This is a genomic window from Candidatus Odyssella thessalonicensis L13 (assembly GCF_000190415.1).
GTDB classification, from domain to species: domain Bacteria; phylum Pseudomonadota; class Alphaproteobacteria; order Paracaedibacterales; family Paracaedibacteraceae; genus Paracaedibacter; species Paracaedibacter thessalonicensis.
On record NZ_AEWF01000009.1, the window covers coordinates 17,534 to 37,222 of the forward strand.

General features: G+C 40.1%; 17 protein-coding genes. 15 read left to right on the forward strand and 2 right to left on the reverse strand.

The window, feature by feature from the left end:
* The first annotated feature begins 104 nt into the window (after nucleotides 1-104).
* The 6 genes from HMO_RS0111660 to HMO_RS0111690 all read left to right on the forward strand — a co-directional run bounded on the left by HMO_RS0111660 (nucleotide 105) and on the right by HMO_RS0111690 (nucleotide 4,845).
* Nucleotides 105-371, forward strand: coding sequence for a hypothetical protein (locus HMO_RS0111660; RefSeq protein WP_175282125.1), 267 nt, complete (start codon nucleotides 105-107; stop codon nucleotides 369-371).
* Between the two features lie 52 nt (nucleotides 372-423).
* On the forward strand, nucleotides 424-816 hold the full coding sequence (locus tag HMO_RS0111665; protein WP_010303434.1) for a conjugal transfer protein TraD: 393 nt from the start codon (nucleotides 424-426) through the stop codon (nucleotides 814-816).
* A gap of 353 nt (nucleotides 817-1,169) precedes the next feature.
* Nucleotides 1,170-1,979 carry a ParB/RepB/Spo0J family partition protein gene (locus HMO_RS0111670; RefSeq protein WP_010303438.1) on the forward strand — a complete coding sequence of 270 codons (810 nt, stop codon included), beginning with the start codon at nucleotides 1,170-1,172 and terminating at the stop codon, nucleotides 1,977-1,979.
* 10 nt (nucleotides 1,980-1,989) lie between these two features.
* Nucleotides 1,990-2,538 (forward strand): ProQ/FINO family protein, encoded by a 549-nt coding sequence (locus tag HMO_RS0111675; RefSeq protein ID WP_010303441.1) that lies wholly within the window; start codon nucleotides 1,990-1,992, stop codon nucleotides 2,536-2,538.
* 226 nt (nucleotides 2,539-2,764) lie between these two features.
* Entirely contained in the window at nucleotides 2,765-3,916 is a 1,152-nt protein-coding gene (locus HMO_RS14900; RefSeq protein WP_010303448.1) for a Fic family protein, read from the forward strand.
* A gap of 242 nt (nucleotides 3,917-4,158) precedes the next feature.
* A complete protein-coding gene (locus HMO_RS0111690) occupies nucleotides 4,159-4,845 on the forward strand; it encodes a hypothetical protein (protein WP_010303450.1) in 687 nt (228 codons plus the stop codon).
* A 162-nt stretch (nucleotides 4,846-5,007) separates the two neighbouring features.
* On the opposite strand, the gene HMO_RS0111695 is transcribed toward HMO_RS0111690, so the two are convergent.
* Nucleotides 5,008-7,881, reverse strand: coding sequence for a Tn3 family transposase (locus tag HMO_RS0111695; RefSeq protein ID WP_010303452.1), 2,874 nt, complete (start codon nucleotides 7,879-7,881; stop codon nucleotides 5,008-5,010).
* 123 nt (nucleotides 7,882-8,004) lie between these two features.
* Between HMO_RS0111695 and HMO_RS0111700 the strand changes: the two genes are divergently transcribed.
* The 9 genes from HMO_RS0111700 to HMO_RS0111750 all read left to right on the forward strand — a co-directional run bounded on the left by HMO_RS0111700 (nucleotide 8,005) and on the right by HMO_RS0111750 (nucleotide 18,182).
* On the forward strand, nucleotides 8,005-8,625 hold the full coding sequence (locus HMO_RS0111700) for a recombinase family protein (protein WP_010303456.1): 621 nt from the start codon (nucleotides 8,005-8,007) through the stop codon (nucleotides 8,623-8,625).
* 735 nt (nucleotides 8,626-9,360) lie between these two features.
* A complete protein-coding gene (locus HMO_RS0111710; protein ID WP_010303894.1) occupies nucleotides 9,361-11,016 on the forward strand; it encodes a hypothetical protein in 1,656 nt (551 codons plus the stop codon).
* A gap of 75 nt (nucleotides 11,017-11,091) precedes the next feature.
* Nucleotides 11,092-11,643, forward strand: a complete 552-nt coding sequence (locus HMO_RS0111715) for a hypothetical protein (protein ID WP_010303898.1) — start codon at nucleotides 11,092-11,094, stop codon at nucleotides 11,641-11,643.
* A gap of 48 nt (nucleotides 11,644-11,691) precedes the next feature.
* Nucleotides 11,692-12,261 carry a hypothetical protein gene (locus HMO_RS0111720; RefSeq protein WP_100070088.1) on the forward strand — a complete coding sequence of 190 codons (570 nt, stop codon included), beginning with the start codon at nucleotides 11,692-11,694 and terminating at the stop codon, nucleotides 12,259-12,261.
* Between the two features lie 5 nt (nucleotides 12,262-12,266).
* Nucleotides 12,267-12,587, forward strand: coding sequence for a hypothetical protein (locus HMO_RS0111725; RefSeq protein WP_010303905.1), 321 nt, complete (start codon nucleotides 12,267-12,269; stop codon nucleotides 12,585-12,587).
* A gap of 464 nt (nucleotides 12,588-13,051) precedes the next feature.
* A complete protein-coding gene (locus HMO_RS0111735; protein ID WP_010303909.1) occupies nucleotides 13,052-13,618 on the forward strand; it encodes a recombinase family protein in 567 nt (188 codons plus the stop codon).
* 94 nt (nucleotides 13,619-13,712) lie between these two features.
* On the forward strand, nucleotides 13,713-14,822 hold the full coding sequence (locus tag HMO_RS0111740; protein WP_010303911.1) for a Fic family protein: 1,110 nt from the start codon (nucleotides 13,713-13,715) through the stop codon (nucleotides 14,820-14,822).
* A 510-nt stretch (nucleotides 14,823-15,332) separates the two neighbouring features.
* Nucleotides 15,333-16,394, forward strand: a complete 1,062-nt coding sequence (locus HMO_RS14905) for a SagB family peptide dehydrogenase (RefSeq protein ID WP_010303913.1) — start codon at nucleotides 15,333-15,335, stop codon at nucleotides 16,392-16,394.
* Nucleotides 16,395-16,985: 591 nt separating this feature from the next.
* A complete protein-coding gene (locus tag HMO_RS0111750) occupies nucleotides 16,986-18,182 on the forward strand; it encodes a class I SAM-dependent methyltransferase (protein ID WP_010303915.1) in 1,197 nt (398 codons plus the stop codon).
* Nucleotides 18,183-18,709: 527 nt separating this feature from the next.
* Here the strand turns inward: HMO_RS0111750 and HMO_RS0111755 are convergent.
* Complete coding sequence (locus HMO_RS0111755; protein ID WP_010303918.1) at nucleotides 18,710-18,946, reverse strand: hypothetical protein; 237 nt, start codon at nucleotides 18,944-18,946, stop codon at nucleotides 18,710-18,712.
* Between the last annotated feature and the right edge of the window lie 743 nt (nucleotides 18,947-19,689).

Below are 19,689 nucleotides of genomic sequence, written 5' to 3' on the forward strand. Positions count from 1 at the left end.
TTTCTTTTTACTCATTCTTAACCCATAACAGTTCTCTTTTTTTCTTGCATTACTGACTTAGGCTCCGCCAAAATACACTTAAGTTATGCATAAAAAGGAAACCGATGATGTCAAAATCGAGCGCTCATAAATATCAAACCCTGCTCTCGCAAAAAGAACAAATTGAAGCGGAGATCAAAGCTTATGAAAGTAAACTGGGGGAAGATCTGATTGCTTTAATCCGACAGAAAGGCGGCTTCAAAATCGACTACCATCGCTTGTGTGGAGCTCTGGTTGAAGCGCTTCACTCCATTCCTAATTCATCTGATAAACATGCCACGTGGGAAGCTGATGGAAAGAAATATCTGCGAGCTTTAGAACGTGCTGTGTGATAGTCAGATTAATCAAACTGGCGACATTTTTTTTCTCTAAGGTTCCTCTTTCATGTCTTCGTCTCTTCCTCCCCGCATTACCTATGAAGCGCTGCAAAAAAAATTACAGCAGCTTGAAGTGCAAAAAAATCGAATCACCGCTTCGTTAAACGAGCAGCACCACCACCAGCAAAAAGTGACAAAATCGGATCGCAATAAACGCACCCGCACGCTGATCCAACTCGGTGGCCTGGTGAAGCTTTCCGGTCTCATGGCGATCTGTGACATTGACGAAGGCAATGACTTACAAGATGAGTTTTGCGAGATGGATAAGGCCGCCACTCTTCTCGGCATTTTAATGACGTGCGTTGAAAATATGAGAACTGATCTTAATCTAGAGCATATGGAGGCCTTCAAAGAAAAAGGCATCCGCGCCCTCAAAATGAGCCCCTATTATACCCGCTAATTGTTACCATTTTTATTTCCTTTTTTGACAAGATCTTTCTTAGCCGTCCTTTGGAAAGCTCCTTCCTATCTTTAAAGAGCCTTAAGATAATTTTTTAACTTTTAAATCGTGTCAGATCTCTCTTTCAAATTCTTCAATTTATGAGAATCCATTTTGATTCTGGCAGGTTTTTGTCTCACGTCACGTACGTGACACTCTTCACAGTCTGGACAGAGATTACTTAACTCTAAAGTTAATAATAAACTGAGAATTGTTTAGGCAGAGAAGGCTTGGTTTCTAATGATTTTCTTTTGATAATTTATATAGATTATTGTAAACTATAAATATAAAATCGCAAACTGATTGACGGACTGATGCAACTCATTGAAGTAGACCCGAAACTGTGCCAACGCTGGCAATTTGCCGATCGCTCGGGCTTTGAATTTGGCGATATTTATGCGCTCTCGCAAGATATCCTCAAACATGGCCAAATTGAACCCGCAATCCTGAGAAAAAGCTCACCGGGCCAAGAGACCTATGAGGTTATAGCCGGGAGTCGCCGCTGGAAAGCCTGTTTAGAAGTAAATATTCCTCTCAAAGGCATTCTCCAAGACTTAACCGACGAGCAAGCAGCAATCGTTCAGATTAAAGAAAACCAGCATCTGCCCTTATGTGATTACTCTCGCGGCATGTATTATGCCAAACTTCTCAAGGAAAACAAAATCACCAAGACTCAGTTAGCAGACTCCATTGGCTGCTCGCGCGCCAAACTTGATAATTATCTGGCCTTTGATAAAGTCCCGTCCCTGATCTGGGATACCGTGGGAAATTTAACTCGCGTCTCTTCGCGCTCGGCTGCCGCCATTTTAAGCTTAGCCAATAAAGGGGAAGCTTATGTGGAAGCTTTAATTGAAATTGCCGATGATATTCGCAAAGGAGCAGGCTGTAAAGCAATTGAAGAGAAAGTGCTCCACATTGTCACCGGCTCGAAAGGCATCCTTGACTGTCAGCAGAAAATTGTGTTGCCCTCAGGACAATCGATTGCCCGGTGGACTAAAAAGGGTCTTGAGTTTGAAAAAGAACTCCCGTTGAATCAGCAGGAAATTGCCCAAATGCTCATCAAATACTTCCAGACGACCTTAAAGTCTGGCGTTGTTTCTCTTCAATCAAAAGTCAGTGAATAATAGGACGCGCATGACTCGAAAGCCCCTTACCCTTAACCCTACTCAAGTTCAGCAAGCTCAAACCAAGCTCAATCAACTGAAAGCTTATTATGAGACAGGACAAGAACAAATTGCCCCTAAAGCTCCCCCTCTTCCTAAAGAGGTAAGTAAAGAGGCAAAGCAAAAAAAGGAGCAGCGACAACAGCAGCTACAGGCTCGAAAAGAGCGCGCCCAGAGCATCCGTAAGGCCTTAGAATGGCTGCAAGAGACCTACCCCCACTGCTTTAGCAAGGATACACCCAAGCCTCTTAAGAAACGCATTGAGAAGGATATTTTTGAGCATGAGTTACCTTTTGCTCGGATCTTGATCCGCTATACCTTAGCTTTCTATACAAGATGGCATAAATATCTTAAGGCTTTGATCGACGAAACCCATCGCCACAATCTCCAAGGCGAGCCCGTGGAAGAAATTACGGAAACTGATAAAGCTTACGCTTTAGAAAAACTCAAACACCGTAAAGAGCGCTACCATGCTCGCCTCAAGGCTAAGAAGGTTAAGCCCTCAAAGGAGACTCTTTAAATGGGAAGGGACGTGAACATTATAGTTATTATATTCCTCTTATATTTATTAGCTTGGCTTAAACCCTTTTCCTTTTTAAATTTAAGGCCTCAAAGCTGCCGCTGGTGACAGCAAGGACTTTGAGGGAAAAGTGTAAAAGATTGGCTCGGTCATACCTACCTTCCTATTTCTGAGGAAATAGAGATCTCGAGCTTATTCTCTTGCTAAGTGGTATCAAGGAACTCAAATGAATACACAATTTACCTCAACGGCAAGAGAGGATACTCCCTTCAGTAATGAGGCAGCTTTGGAGAAAAGGTCTCTGACCCCTGATTTTGAATGGAGTACCGCTCTTGTGAGGACTCTTTCGCGAGCGGATTACCTCCTAGGCAAACTAGCTCAAGAAATGAATCACCTCTCGCCTCTCTTTATTTCATCGCTCCTCCTTCGAGAAGCCGTGGCTTCCGCTCGGTTAGAAGGGTCGCGAGCCACCCTTCGAGAGATTTTCCTCAATAATACCGGGGCTTATACTCCTCTTTATCCTTGGGAAGTGAAGCAGATTGAGAATTATGAAAAGGCCCTCACTTATGGAATAGAGCAGCTGAAAGAGGAATCGATATCGCTGCCCTTGCTTCAAAAGGTTCAGCACGTTTTAGAACAGGATATTGCTATTCCTCAGGGAGATCCAAGAAAGTTAAGAACTAACTTAAGAGTCATTGCCTCTGTGGCGTCCCTCCTGTCGAAACCTCATCATAAGCCTCTGTCCCAGGAAAGTTTCAGCGAGAGCTTAGAAAAGCTTCAGCTTTTATTTCAAGATAAACTTCTTCCGCCCTTAATCCAGAGCGCCCTGTGCTATTCTCACTGTGTCACTTTAGCCCCCTCCTTAGGAATAAGCCCTCAAGTTGGACGATTACTGCTTAATTTAGCACTCGTGGATCGAAAAGTATTGCCTTTTCCGCTGCTCTCCCTAAGTCCCTATTTTGAGGCGACACGAGAGACCTATGACTGGCCTCTTGATCCTTCTCATAGGAAAGGCAGCCTGACTGAGTGGCTGATATATTTTATCAACGGTGTGGCGACTCAAACGGAAGATACGCTCGACAGATTACAACGCTTAAGTGATTTGTTAAGTGCTTGGCAGACACAGCTTACAAGAGCCGGCACCTCAGTAACGAGAAGCATTGTTCAGAATTTAGTGAAGAACCCTTTTCTTTTAACAAGTAACGTTGCGCGCGACCTTGGGGTCAATTATACAACCGCGCAAAAGGCTATCCATAAGCTGGAAGCTGCTGATGTTTTGAAGAAAATTCATGAGAGCAAATGGGGGCGGATCTATTATGCGGAAGAGGTCTTATCTATCTTAGAGAGACCGGCTAAGGTTAATGCAGACTTTCTATAAATCCGTATGAATTTAAGCATTATCATGCATCTCAAGTCCAGTCAGAGAGAATAAATCAATTGAGTTAGGATTGAAGGTAGCTTAGTTTGTTACCATAAAAGCCCCCAAAAAGGCCCGTTGAGAAAAATTAAGGTGCTCATACTGATTAAAAGACAAGGTAATCTTTAATATGCGTAAAAAATAAAACCAAGTTAATAGCCACAACTATATCTTTTTTTCTGTGTTACAGTTTCGCAAATCCCATGGAAGATCCACGAGAGGGAATTAGCTTACCAGAAAGCCGTATCCAGCCAGGTTCAAAACATCCAAGAGACTTAGATATTTCTTCTATCTCAACCTCTATTACAGAGACAGAATTTCCCCCAAATAAAAAAGTATGTCCTGGACCTGATACTGAGAAGGGAAAAGAACCATATTCAGCAATAGAGTTTCAGCAATACACCCATTCTCATCACAATTCCTATTGTAGTGATCCGTTAAGAGCACTCTATATTGATAAAGGAGCCAGGCTTAAGTATGAGGATCAAGAAGCAGGTTTCAACTGGGAGATTCCCCTTTGGAGGGAGGACGATGATAAATACTCTGAAATCACATTTGCTCACTTAGGCGTTCAGGGTAACAACCCCTTAATGGTTAAGTTTGAAATAGGAGTCGAGCAAGATGAAGAACAGGAGATCCAATGGTCTTTCCGAGATAATCTGGATGATAATAAAATACCTAAGCTCTATAACAACTCCCCTGAGCAAACTCCCATACGATTCCCTTCAGATAATCCAAAAATCGTAGTTGTGGAAGGTAAAAAGCTTGAAACCCAAAATACGCCTAAAATTCGTGATCCCCGTTACCCTAATTTATCAATTAAACCTGTAAAGCAAATCAAATCTAATTCAGCGATTAATAAAAAAATTACCCTGTTATTGATGTCATAGGAGAGCAAAGTAATGACTGTAGGGAAAATGGGTATCCCCATTCCGAAATAGCATTTTTAAATGATTTATGGGCTCATGATCTACTCTCTCCGCTCTTATCCAGAATTTGCCCTAGTAGGGGTAGTTTGCGGAAAAGTGCAGGAATTAGGGTTTAAGTTGTTTTCACCATTTATAAAATCCTGTGAGGATGATATGCTCCCATCCCAGAGGTGAGAGATGCGCCAGTTTTTCTGGTGGCACATGTATCCCCTGTTGTTTCATATCGTGAATAATGCGGCCAAGATGTTTGGTGTTCCAATAGATGATGATGGCGGTGAGCAGATTGAGATGCATCATGCGCAAATGTTGATTTTCGGATGTACGGTCTGTGATTTCGCCTCTTCGGTTGAAGTTCAGCGCACGCTTTAAGGCATGATGTGCTTCGCCTTTGTTAAGACCCATTTGCGCTCTTCGCTGAAGGGCAACGGAGCTGATCCAGTTGAGGATAAAAATGGTGCGTTCAATACGACCGATCTCGCGTAAAGCGATAGCCAGCTCATTCTGACGGGGAAAGGATGCTAGCTGACGGAGGATATCACTGGGAATCACCTTATGTGTCATAATGCTGGCAACGAGGCGGATGATATTTGGCCATTGCTGTTCAATGCGTGCGATGCTAGCTTTCACCTTGAAAGGCTCTTTCATTGCTTTCGGTATGGAGATGCCTTTTATACTATAGAGCCTTAGTGAGGATAGATTGCGCAAACGGGGGGCAAACTGGTAACCAAGCAGTGCGCACATAGCAAAAACATGATCGGTAAAACCGCCAGTATCCGCATAATGCTCTTTGATGCGCTTACCTGTATCATTCATGGTCAAACCATCAAGGATATAGGGTGCTTCATGGGCAGTAGCAGGAATGGTTCGGATAGCAAAGGGCCCGTATTGACCGGAAAGATGGGTATAACCTTTGAATCCGGGAGTAAAGCCTTGCTTGGCATTGACCACATTCATTGCTTCTCCAACACCCCCTGAAAAAAAGAACTGTCCATCAGAGGAGGATGTCGTGCCATCCCCCCAGGCGGCAGATAATGGCAGATTCTTATGTTTCTCTATAATGACAGCCAATGCATCTGTCATGGATTCACTGGTGACATACCAGCTAGAGATACGCATTAGTGACCAGAAGGAAGGATGCGAACTGCTGCATAGTGCCATTTTCTTCAGCCCCATATTAATGCCGCCTGCCAGCAATACATTAAGCAAACCAACCTTATCGCTACAGGGGGATCCGGTATGGACATGGGTAAAATTGTCGGTAAATCCCGTATCTTCATCGACTTCTGTGAGAATGTCGGTGATGGAAATTTCCGGCATCTGTTTATAGATATCTAATGTTAGCGTATCCATGCCTTCCGGCAGCTGGCGGTCAAGCCGGTTGACACGTATTTTGCCTTTCTCAATGTAGCTGTTCGGCAGTGTTCCCTGGCGTATCATCCGACTCACCTGCTTAATACCCTCCTCCAGCAATGCTTGACGCTCTGCAAGCCATGTATCCGGCTGCAGAGGAATAGGTAGGGACACGGTTTGCTCAGCCTGCTGTATCGGTAACAGCTGTTGACTAGTGTCCCGATGAGTGCAGGAATCATTCACCCAAATATCACGGGAACGCAGACCATCACGAATGGCAAACAATAGAGCTGTTTCCCAGAGTTTTCGTTCCGGATCATTGCCCATCCGCTTGCACCATTTCGGATTCGCAAAGCATATAGGCAAGTTACTATTTGCCTGCTTTTCTGACTGGTTTAACGCTTTCAGCAATTCAATTGCGTCAAGCAATGGCTGTGCCGCCTGATTACCTTCAAAAATGATATCTTCCAGCATACGCTGTGTGTATCGCCTAAATTTACCATAGCCCAATAGAACAAACTCCAGCGGCTCACTCCCCAGTTTTTTAGTCAGCGCTTTGGCAGTCATTATAAGCATTTCTAATGCATCTGTGCTCTGAATCACATCTGCCACAGCACCATTGGTGGCATGGGCTTTCAGAAGCTTCTTACCCAGTTGCACAAAGGATATAAGGGTTTCATTTGCCAGTTTCTTGTGATCAATCAACTGGTCATCACGCATGCGCTTGCAGTCACTATAAACCTTTCCCACAATCCGGTCATGCGTTTCCAGAACTGCGTCTATGATCATGGCTTTCCATTGGATAGCACAGGTGGCAAGAATCGCCATTTGTCGTTCTTCCTTAATATCACGCAATCCATCAGCATAGTATGCCTCACCCTGCTGTTGCAGCCAGATAACCCGATGTGTAGGAATACCATCCAGCAAAGACTCGGGAATATCTAACTCTTGAAGATATTCCAGCTTTTCCAGAAGCCGATTCACATCTGCTGAATTATGCCCAACTTCAAACCGCTTCAGCCAGCCATGTATCGTCAATCGCCCATCAACGGTTTCTTCTAACATGGCATGCAGATTTTTCTTCATCCTTTCATCGAGCCGTGAAGCAATGCGTCCTACAATCTCCCTCTCAGCTGCAAGACGGGCATCAGCGCATAATCTCTCAATCACTGTAATACCCGGTAGAATGATTCTGCGTTTCCGACATTCCTGTACAAACAATGTCGCCAGCTCAGCGTTATTACGTGTTTCTATTGCTGCGTGTTTTAGCCATATTATGAATTCAGCTTCAAAGCGATGGAATGGGAGATAACCATAATGTTGCTGCAAAGCCCTTAGATGCTCATATCTGGTAACAGATTTATAGGTAAACTTTAAAAGTTGTATCTCAGATAATCCTATCTGAGCACCGACAAAATCAATCAGTTCTTTGGGTAATACATCATCAGTATGCAGATAACGCCCCGGATAACGCAGGGCACATAATTGTAAAGCAAAACCAAGACGATTGTGAGCATCCTGCTTGCGTTTGATACGGATGATGTCCTCATCACTCAAGATATAATAAGACAACATCGAAGATTCATCTGATGGCAATGCCATTAAATCATTACGTTGTCGTTCTGTTAGGATTGGACGATGTACCATACTTCATTCCTTTTTTATTGTTTTTAGGGTGTACCTTAAAAGTACCGGCAATAAAGGTATTTTTATTATCTATAATACCATTTATACTGTACTGGTTTTAGAAAACCATATATACAGTACCAAATGATCAGAATTTATGGATATTTGAGAGCCAGTACCAAAGAGCAGAATGCCAAGCGCGCAAAACAAGCATTGGAATCATTTGTTGCTGATGCCAATTCGGTAATCAGTGGCTGGTTCATCGAAAACGAAAGCGGGGCTACATTGAAACGGCCTGAACTCTTTCGCCTCCTTGATATCGCACAACGCGGAGACATCCTTCTGGTCGAACAGGTTGACCGTATCAGCCGCCTCAATAGTCAAGACTGGGAACTATTGAAATCACAGATTACCGGTAAGGGCATTATTGTAGTGGCCTTTGATTTGCCAACCTCTCATCAGTTTATCAATAGCAGAAGCGATGAATTTACACAGCGGATGCTCACCGCTATTAACAGCATGATGCTGGATGTGCTGGCAGCTGTCGCCCGAAAGGATTATGAAGACCGGCGACGCAGACAGTCAGAAGGCATCGCCAAAGCTAAGATGGATGGCAAATATAAAGGGCGCCCTGCTAACCTTAAACGAAATGAAAATATTACCGCACTTTTGAACGCGGGTAAAAGCTATACCGATATTGTGAATATTCTCGGATGTTCACGATCTACAATCTCAAAAGTACGCAAATCTACACCCAAACCCTAATTCCTGCACTTTTCCGCAAACTACCCCTAGTAAGATAAGGGGAATAATAATAAAACTTTATTCTTATAATGATAATTGTTCTAAGTGCCAAGAAGCCCTGTGTAAGTTTCGCTCACATTTAGAAAAAAAAGTTAATGAGCAACTGGGAACAAGGTTTCCCATTTTCTTCGTATCTATTAACAACAAACCCTGGAATTGTAACCCTTATCATCTCATGAGCGACGCCGGATGTGAGGATAAGAGGGGAAAAGACGGTTTCCTATTTAATATAAATTCTTTAGATTTAAATCGATCTCCGGAAGAAGAGTTCGAAGATAAATGGAAAGAACATTCTATAAGTAAATATGTCCCAATGGAGAATTTTAGGTGTCTATCGCGTCAGCAGTATAAACCCTACACTCACTGCATTGAAAAATATCCTGAGGATTCACTTCCTAGCTTATTTTTAGGGATTCAAGTTCAGCGTTGGGTGAAGTGACCATACAGTATAAAATCACGCTGAGTTTCAACTCAACCTTCTCTCTTTAATCCCATAAGTTTAAGAAAAGGGTATAATTTTTCAAAGACTTAACTAAGGGAGAAGATTCGTGTTAATAAGTCGATTTCTTCCTGTTGCTTGGGCTGCTCCCCCCTATCATCTTTTTGCTTGTCATTTTTTAGGGCATTTTTTTGATTGGAAAATTTAGCATTTAATTCCTATATCTAAAGAGATATTTATGCAAGGGGCAGCGTGTAATGATTTGTAGAGCTATAAATTATTTGACTCATATATTTTGTACCTATTTTATTCTGACCAATTTTTCATTAATTGCATCAGCCATGGATGCTCCCGTACAAATCACAGAGGGAACACCTTTCAAGTTTAAGATCGGTCTTGAATTCCAAGAAGGCAACCATTTAGTTCCCTGGGCTAAAAATAATATCCATTTCCAAAAGAAGCCTTTGTTTTCCTTGAATAAGGGAATGCAAGAACTCTGGCACTTGGTCTTCGATGGTAGTGACCTTGAATTTGTAACGCCTCCTTTTGCCTCTGACCAACAGCAGGATCACCAAGACCTTGAAATCTGCATCAACACTATCATTGTGGCCTGTCAAAAACTCGTATCCTTTTATCATCAAGGTTCTCCAGTTACCCTGCGACAATGGTTTAATGCTCTAAAGGAAGATTTCTCGGGCCAGGACTTTGAAAGTTTATCCTTGTACGAAACTCCTTTATTTTCTCGCCTTCCGCAGGAACCTTTATCATTTCCTAAAGAAAACTACATGCCAGTATTCCAGCCTCAGATAACCATCCAGCATCCTTTATCCTATACTATTCCATTGGTTGTCACGCTTTTTGGTAATTTGGAAGGAGGAACGGGTAGTATTTACGATGAATTTGAAATGGCATTCCCCTTTTTGAATAGTTTAAAAAGCTCGCTAGATGACCCAGGACAATATTTTACTGAAGAAAATGGTTTACTGTTTCTCTTCGCTTACACAGTTTGGACGATGACGCCAGCGCGCCCAAAAGATTTTTATTCTTATGGTAACGAGCTTCAAGATGCTTTCAAGAGGGCTAGGCAGGTTGATGCAAAAAGGAATTTAGCTTTACTATCCCGTCGGCCTTTTTCTTTAATGTGGAAAGAAATTAAAAACCAACGCCCTGAATCTTCTTTACCTTCTTTCCGCGACTTATTTTGTGAAAGGGTCATCAATAATAATAAGCTTTTTAGTTCAAAGAATTTAGCGACCCATTTTCAATATGTTAATTATGGGGCAGAGTACTATGATAAAGAATTACAGAAGCGACAAGACCTTTCGCCCCGATTGCCTCAATTATATAGCTCGCCCGAAGATGAGATACCAGATTCTGTTAAGTTCTTATTATCCCAGGGCATTATTGGCACCGGTATGATTAAAGAGTCTGATATTTTAAATCACGGTTCGCCCAAACCCCGAATAATCTTCAAAGACTATTGGCAAGAGGCTCTCGAGAGTATTGATAATCCGCACATACGTTATGAGATTGACCTTACGAACCCTCAACAAATAGCAATTAATGAAATTGACTCACAAGTTGATGCTTTATCACCGCCTTACTTTTCGAGTGAAGATGATTCAATGGGAGCATACAACCAGTTTCACCCATCTTATCAAGAATTTGATGCCAGCTATGGCAAAGCCATTATAGAATTCAGAGGTATTAAATTTGCGAGCCTTTGGGCCTTAGAAGAAATGGAGATCGAGAATTTTGATAAATTAAGGAGGAATTTTCTAACGGGTGAGGATATAAATTCTGAATCAACATTAGAAACTTTACCCAGTCAAATAAAATGTTTAGTTTTATTTTTAAATCAGCCAGATATTTTTGAAAAGGCAAGAAGAATTATAATACATAATTTACCTTAACTCTGACCAGATAGAAGTAAGAATTAAATTATAATTGCATTAATCGCACAAAATTAATATTTAGGGAGATAGCCAATGATTAAGAAGATTCCTCTTATCACTGTTTTATTAGGGTGTCATTTAGCTCAAGCTGTAGAATTTAATTTTGAGATGCTGCAGGGTAAAGCAAGGGCTTTTGCGGAGGAAATATACGATAAAGAAATTATCCCTCAAGAAAGAATTGAAAAAACCTTAAGTTTTTGTCTCTTAAATGGTGAACCCTATGAGGATAGAGATCTGTATCTTACTCAAAAATCAGCACCAAGACTTTGTGAAGAAAAGGAATATTTAACCAAAACTTTTAAACAAATTGGGTGTTTCTTCAGAACTTGTTTAGAGATTTATAATAAACCAGACCTAAAAGAGTCAAAGAAAATAGCTCTCTCAATTCTCTTGGAGATGGTAACAGAGCGATTAGACTACCGCCTATGGCATATAGAAATTAGGAGAAAAGCATTAGAGGAATTGAAAGAAGAAGAGCAAAAGAAAACCCAAGACACAACCATGCCATTAATCTCCTCTAAAGCAAATCAGCCTCTTGTCAATAACACAGATAAGTCTAGAAGTCAGGACCTAATTGTAAAGTAATAAGGACGATAAAGTTAAGCAGGTAAATCTTTGCACTGGAGAGGGCCCTTGATCAAGAAGATTTCTCTTATCACTGTTTTACTATGGTGCAATTTAGGTCAAGCGGTTGAATTTAACTTCGAGATGCTGGAGGATAAAGCAATCGCTTTTTCAACTAAAATAAATAGGACACAAACTGTTCCCCAAGAAACAGTCGAAAAAACGCTAAGTTTTTGTCTCTTAAAGGGTGAACCCTATGAGGATAGAGATCTGTATCTTACGGAAAAGTCAGTACCCCAACTTTGTGAAGAAAAGAAATATCTCCTAGAACCTTTTAAACAAATTAAGAGTTTCTTCAGAACTTGTTTAGAGATTTATAATAAACCAGACCTAAAAGAGTCCAAAAGAATAGCCCTCTCCATTCTCTTGGAAATGGTCACAGAAAAATTAGACTACTATTTATGGCATATTCAGATTAGGAAAAATCCAAGCCTTTTAAGCGAAGAAGATAAGAAGAAGAATGGGGACACTAACCTGTCTTTGATTCCCCATAAGGCTAATCAACCGATTGCCAATAATACGGGAACAACTAGAGGTGAAGATCTAAAAGTAAAGAATAGGAGCAATTATTCTCTTTAGAAGCCATGCTATGCATAATAGGGTTAGCTCAAGCAGTTCAGTGCGATTTCCATGGCCTTAATAGTATAGCAGAAACCATTTTTAGCCGTTTATGTTTCAGGACTGTTAACCCTCAAGAGAGAAGAGAGGCCACGCTTGATTTCTTCTATCTCGATGGTAAGCCCAGCCATAAAAGCACTCCCTTTTTAGTGGAAAAGCTTGTTGTCGAGCTTTATAAAAAGAATACATATCTCTTAGATATCTTTAAGAGTGATGATTATTTTACCTACTCCCTCAATATTTATAATCAAGCAGGTCCAAAAGGTGGCTATTTCCATGCTATTTGAGCGAATCACAGAGCGATTTGAACAATACCGCTTACTCCTTAATATTATTGAGGGTAAGGAACCAGATAATAAAGAACAAGAAGACCACCCAAAGATAGCTTTCACCCCCTAAACGAAGCTGATAAATCTGCTCATTTAACAGCTAATAACAGCGATAGCTCTGTGAACATTATAATGAAATGAGCATACTTTTTGCCCTCTTTTTCGCTTGTCGATCCTGAATTTGAGATTAAGGGTCCTTAAATAAAAGGAAATAAGGCTAGGCGTTTAAGTGTGATGCATAAGCGTTCATCATATTGCCATTCTACTATCCACAGCAGAGAGACACTGTTAATTTAAAGTATACTCTAAACTAACAAATTAAAACCCCTTTAAAATGCGTAAAGATAGGGTCAAAAATTTTATTACTTTACATAAGTAAATTGATGTTTTAGACTCTAACTTAACAAAAATGAGGTAAATTGATGGCTGCTGGAAAAATCATTGGTTATATACGTGTCAGTTCGTTCGAGCAAAATCCTGAGCGGCAGCTAGAAGAAATAAAAACTGATCGGGTTTTTATTGATAAGACCTCAGGTAAAGATACGGAACGGCCCCAGTTAGCAGAGCTCCTTAAATATGTCCGGGATGGGGATACTGTTGTTGTGCATAGCTTAGATCGTCTCGCCCGTAACCTTGACGATCTGAGGCGCCTTGTTCAAGAATTGACAGCAAAGGAAGTCAAAGTTCACTTTATTAAAGAAAGCTTAACCTTTACTGGCGAAGATTCCCCCATGGCGCACCTCCTCCTCTCAGTTATGGGGGCCTTTGCAGAGTTCGAACGAGCTCTAATCCGCGAACGTCAAATGGAAGGTATTGCCATTGCTAAAAAGAAAGGCGTCTATAAGGGAAGAAAGCGGGCATTATCCGATGAACAATTAAAAGACATGCAGCTAAGAATTGCTAGCGGACAGAAAAAATCACATATTGCTAAATCTCTCGGGATAAGTCGAGTCACTCTCTATCAGTATTTAACATCTTGCGGAGAATGAACATTATAATATCCGCAACAAATGCGGAGATTGTGGTTGTGATTGCGGAGAATTTTTTCTATACTTTATTTAAGTAGAAATGAAGGTTTCCCCAATGTATATTCATGAGCTAACAGATTGGCCAAAATTTCGGTGGAATAGAGAAGCTATTCTTGAGCAACTTATTCCTATACGCCATCAACAAGGCCTGCTTATAGGGAAGATGGAATCTTTAGGATTTAATCTCCGAAAAGAGGCAGTCCTTCAGACACTTACTCAGGACGTTGTAAAGTCCAGTGAAATTGAAGGTGAGCTTTTAGATACCTCATTAGTTCGTTCCTCAATAGCCCGGCGACTGGGCATAGAGATAGCTGGGATAGATAAAGTTGATCGCAACGTAGAAGGCGTCGTTGAAATGATGCTCGATGCCACTCAAAAGTTTCAGGAACCTATTACTAAGGATAGGCTTTTTGCCTGGCATGCTTCCCTTTTTCCTACAGGGCGTAGTGGATTATCCCGCATTACCGTAGGTCAATGGCGCAAAGGACCCATGGAAGTTGTATCAGGTTATATTGGTAAAGAAAAAGTCCATTTTGAAGCCCCCTCACCCGAAAAGGTTGATCTTGAAATGGATGTATTTTTGGATTGGTTGAATGGTGTCTCACCCTTAGATCCTATTATTAAAGCAGGTATATCCCATCTGTGGTTTGTTACAATCCATCCTTTTGATGATGGGAATGGACGTATTGGACGAGCAATCGTCGATTACATGCTCGCTAAATCAGAGAAAAGCTCCCAGCGTTTTTATAGTCTCTCCTCTCAGATCCAACAGGAACGTAAGGATTACTATAAAATTTTAGAACAAAGCCAAAAAGGAGATTTGGAAATAACCAAATGGTTAGAGTGGTTCATTAATTGCCTAGGACGAGCCATACAAGGAGCGAGTAGCACCCTAAATGCTGTACTCTTTAAATCACAATTTTGGCAAGCTATCGACAAGTTTTCATTAAACGAGCGCCAGAAAAAGATTATCAATCTTCTGTTAAATGGTTTCGAAGGCAAGTTAACTTCCTCCAAATTCGCTAAGATTATAAAATGCTCTCAAGATACGGCCTATCGAGATATCCTCGAACTTCTTAATTTAGGCATCTTAACTAAAAACCCAGAAGGGGGCCGAAGTACCAGCTATTCTCTTGTTGATCTCCCAAGCTTGCTACTTAAATAAACGCTATCAGGAGGGGGTTATCCCCCTTCTCCCAGCTATTAAGACTTTCAAAGCTTCCCTAATGGTAATTGCTAATAATAAGACTATCGACATGCCATCCTAGTACAGCTCCCCTGTTGACCCTTCCATCTTATGTAGTTTTCTCGGCTTTTTCATTAGCAACCAAGTTAGTTTCTTTTTTCTAAACTCAAGGTTCACATTGTTAACTTAATAATACAAATCTCCCCTATAATTGCGTGCTCATGATATGAGCTATCCCTATCTATATAGACTTAAATCGTGCTCTTCCTAATAGCTGCTACTTTATTAACGGGCAGCCATAATTTTTATTTAATCCTCTCCATGTAGTTATTTATTCTTATAAAAATAATCTAAATAAAACGAAGACTAAGCTATTGTTTATTGGTATATTATATTCCTCTTTTCAAAGTTTATGGATAAGGGTAATGTTATGCATTGTATATGCTAAGAATAGCTTTAGGGCTGTAGGAAGATTTGAAGGAAAAACTTATGTATATTAATCCTAATCTATTTTTCTTGATTAAAGATGGTCAATTTGTGGTTTGGGACTATCTTCATCATACACAATTCACTTTGGAAGCTGAATATATGGAGCGGTTGCGGCTTTGGGCAGAGGGAAAAGTTGAAAGCTTATCTCCAATCGATGCTGAGTTAGAAGAGGCGCAGCTCATCGCAAAAGAGCCTTTCATTCAACAGGAGTGGGGATGGGATGATCTTTCTAAAATATATCATATCGGGACAAGAGATATTGCAGAGCATTTGATTGGGTTGAGCCGTGAAGAGTGGATTGAAAACTACTTAGCGTATTGTAATACAATTGCGACTCATCCCCCAGCCTTTCATATTCAAAGAGAAGCAGGAGTTAGAGTGCCTCTTCCTACCCCCGATCTTTCCCTGTTGGAGCAAGAAAAATATTATTCTGTGGTTAAAAGACGGAAAACCAACCGCCACTTTAAGGGGGAAAAAATTTCTTTGGAAGTTTTAAGTGCACTATTATTTGTGAGTTTGGGGCCCATTCATGAGAAATGGACTGATTTAGAAGAAAACGGTTTACAGATTTTGGGGCGGCGCAAATCTTTTCCTTCTGCAGGTGGACTCCATCCCGAAGAAGCTTATTTAATTGCCTTACGAGTTGAAGGCCTCACGCCCGGAATATATCATTATGATTCAGTTGATCATCATCTAACTCTAATTGAGGAAAAATTTGCGGAAGAAGAATTGATTCCTCTTCTGTATGGTCAATATTTTGCCGAGGGCCTTGCTGCAGGCATATTTCTAACCTCACGTTTTGAAAAAGCTTGGTGGAAATATCCTCACTCACGCGGCTATCGGATGACATTAATTGATATCGGTCATGCCTCCCAGTCTCTGTTATTAACGGCAACAGCTTTAGGGCTAGATACATGGATGACAGGAGCTTTTAGTGACTCTCAAGTGGAAAAGTTTTTATCACTGACTTGTACAACTGAACAACCACTCTTTTTTATTGGGGTTGGCCATGGTCATTATAGTACTATAGAACCACATATACTTTCTCAGCTGTCCATTTAAGAGTATATATTATTTGATATAAAGCATGACAGGAATTAACTCATATTTGCTATCGTTCATCATAAGCTCGCATTGTCCACCATTTGTCCATCGATAAGCCTTTAGGGTATTTTAGGTTAGGAGGAGAAAGCTCTTGTCGTCCATTTGCCAACCATTTGTCTATTGTTTGTCTCCCATTAAAAGAGCTTTGTTTAAAAGAAAGGTCACTGTTAGAAGAAAGTGAAGGACTTAAAAAAAATATAGTGAAGCAGACATATGACGGTAATTTAGGGGATATCGGCACTATTTATGTAGAATGATACGGTCTGATTTTGTAACAGTATCTTTTTATGCCTTCTCGTAACATGATCACACAAAGTTAGCTCCATAACCTACTTTCTGGCAACTTTCTATAAAAAGCAGAGACCTCTTTAGAAATTACTAGATAATTAACCTTGATTGCTAGCGTTTCTTTACATTACTTTGCTAAGAAATCAATAAGTAGACCCAATTGGATAGCCAGGATAAGAAAAACGCCCCATTTATTTACCTATAAAAGAAGTGTCAGATAAGCTAATCATCATTCAAATTGTTATTAGGACTAGTGAGAAAATGCACAATAAACGTGTAAGATTTTTTATAACTTTGTTTTCTGTTTTAGCTCTTATCAGTGAAAAAGCTAATGCTTCTGAAAGAAAAGAGGCTTTTGACGGATTTCTGGATTCGTTTAGATCATCCAAGCAAATGCAAATTCGAAGCCAATTATCGGACAGCGACTCGGAAAGCACCACTGAAGAGGTTTCTGAAGACTCTGATCAATGGTGTGGTAATGATAGACTCCCAGAGTGCTTCTTAGAGGATAAGTCTTTAAAGGATGCAACCCATAAATTATCCAGTTTCAAATTGGAAGAACAATCAACTCAGGGAAATTTGGGTGTTATAACAGCAATTTCTAGTCAGGAGTCTAGAATTCTTTTAAAGGCACCTCCTGCACCCGCTACAATCTCTGTAAGTGACAGTGAGTATGACGCTGATGCTGAAAATCAAGTCACAAAAAGAATGCCTAAGAAGAAATATAAGAAAAGGCTTCTATTAGGAGAAGCAGATTTCAGTTTTACGGTCGCCTTGTTGAAGAAGCATGAAATCAAACATCCGTATTTTCCCGAAGCAATTACTACAACAGAACTATTATCAGAAAACGATTTGAAAGCATTTTATCCAGAAAGTTTTAAGGAAAATATGAAATACTTACAAGAGAGAGGGATCACTCCTCTCTTCAATGTGGATGCTTGTCGAATTGCAACAGATTTTAATCAACGTCGTTTTAAACGGATACACTTTAACTTTCCGCACGATAAAAGTGATTATAGAGACCGAACTCTACCTCCTCTTATAGGAAACTTCTTTTTAAACGCTAGTGCTCTGCAGATTAAAGGTGATAGAGTCCATATTACTTTACCTCATCCCCACACAGAATCACGAGAGAAATTTTACCAGGGGTATGTTTATGGCATATACGATGCAAGTTATAAAGCTGGATATGATCTTATAAAAAAACGTACTTTTAATAATAAAAGATATCCAGGTTATAAACACTGTATAACGAAAAAGAACGAAAGTGCCAAGATCGCTGAAGAAGGACGAGAATATATATTTGAAAAGAAGAGAGAAGCAGAGATACATTTAACACCGCCCCCCTCTGGAAGGGAGACAACATATAAAAATGTTAGTTATAATGCTCTTCCTGAGTTAAAAACTGATGAAGATAGTAGCGATTATTTCAGCGAAACAGAAGATATTTCAGAATAATTAGTTTAATAAAGCTGTGAGAAAGATTTGTTACTGTCACACTTTTCTTTGCTTGCTAAAGGGCATGTTATTATGCTCATTGTATATAGAGTGAAGAGCGATGGGATAGAAAAAAGACTTATATAAGGCTATTTTTTGCCTCCAAGGATGCAGCCGTATAAACGCAAATGTGTTACTGCTAATTATATTTTTTGCTGCGTTATATGCTTGTTATCTCTCTTTGAAAATATTTTGTTGATGCTCTAAATCTGGGCATGATATAAGATTTGAGGATCTCTGATGTGTCAATCTGTGCCATTTTACTCGAATAGAGCTGTTACCGCTTTAACTTGCTAAAAGCCTTATGTCCACCATTTGTCCACTGTTTGTCACCCGATAAAAGAGTATTGTTTAGAAGAAAAATCACTTTTAAAAGAAAGTAGGAACTTAAAAAAATATAGTGGAGCAAACCTATGACGGTATTTAATCTTACTAACCGCCTCACGTCCACCATTTGTCCACCTATATGCTTTTAAGAAACCCTGAATTCAGGATAAGAAAGTTCTTGTCGTCCTTTTGTCGTCTTTTTGTCCACTGATCATTTCCGTTAAAAAAGCATCCTTAAGGAGAAAGATAACTGTTAAAAGAAAGTTAGGAACTAAAATATATAGTGGAGCAAACTTATGGCGGTATTTAATCTTACTAACCGCCTCACGTCCACCATTTGTCCACCTATATGCTTTTAGGATACTCTGAATCAGGATAAGAAAGCTCTTGTCGTTCATTTGCCGTCTATTTGTCCGCCATTTTTCAGCCGATAAAAGAGTATCGTATAGAGAAGATAAGCCACTTTTAAAAGAAATTAGGAACTTAAAAAATATAGTGGAGCAAACCTATGACGGTATTTAATCTTACTAACCGCCTCACGTCCACCATTTGTCCACCTATATGCTTTTAGAATACCCTGCATCAGGATAAGAAAGTTCTTGTCGTCCATTTGCCGTCTGTTTGTCTACCGTTTGTCATCCGATAAAAGAGCAATGTTATGAATTAGGATCACTATTTGAAGAAAGGGTAGAACTTTAAGAAATGTAGTCGGCAAACCTATGACTCTACTTTATCTTGCTAGAAGCCTCATGTCCACTATTTGTCCACCAATATACTTTTAATATACTCTAAATCAGGAGAGGACAACTTTTGTCATCCATTTGCCGTCTGTTTGTCCACTGTTTGTCGACCATAAAAAAGCATCAGTTATAAGTACGATAGCTATTAAAAGAAAGTGAGTAACTTTAAAAAATTTAGTGAGGCAAGGAGGGGTATTAGCTCTATTTATGTAACATAATGTAGTATCAAAGCTTAATATTTTTTTGGAGACGTATCTTTTTGCAAGCGCGATAATTTTTGTAAAAATCCGCAGGGCAATCATATAAGGATGGGATATCTATCGATATGGCTAAATCTTTTTTTATTTTTACACAAAGCCACTTTTTTATTCTAATCTCTACGGAAACTAAGGCACTTTTTT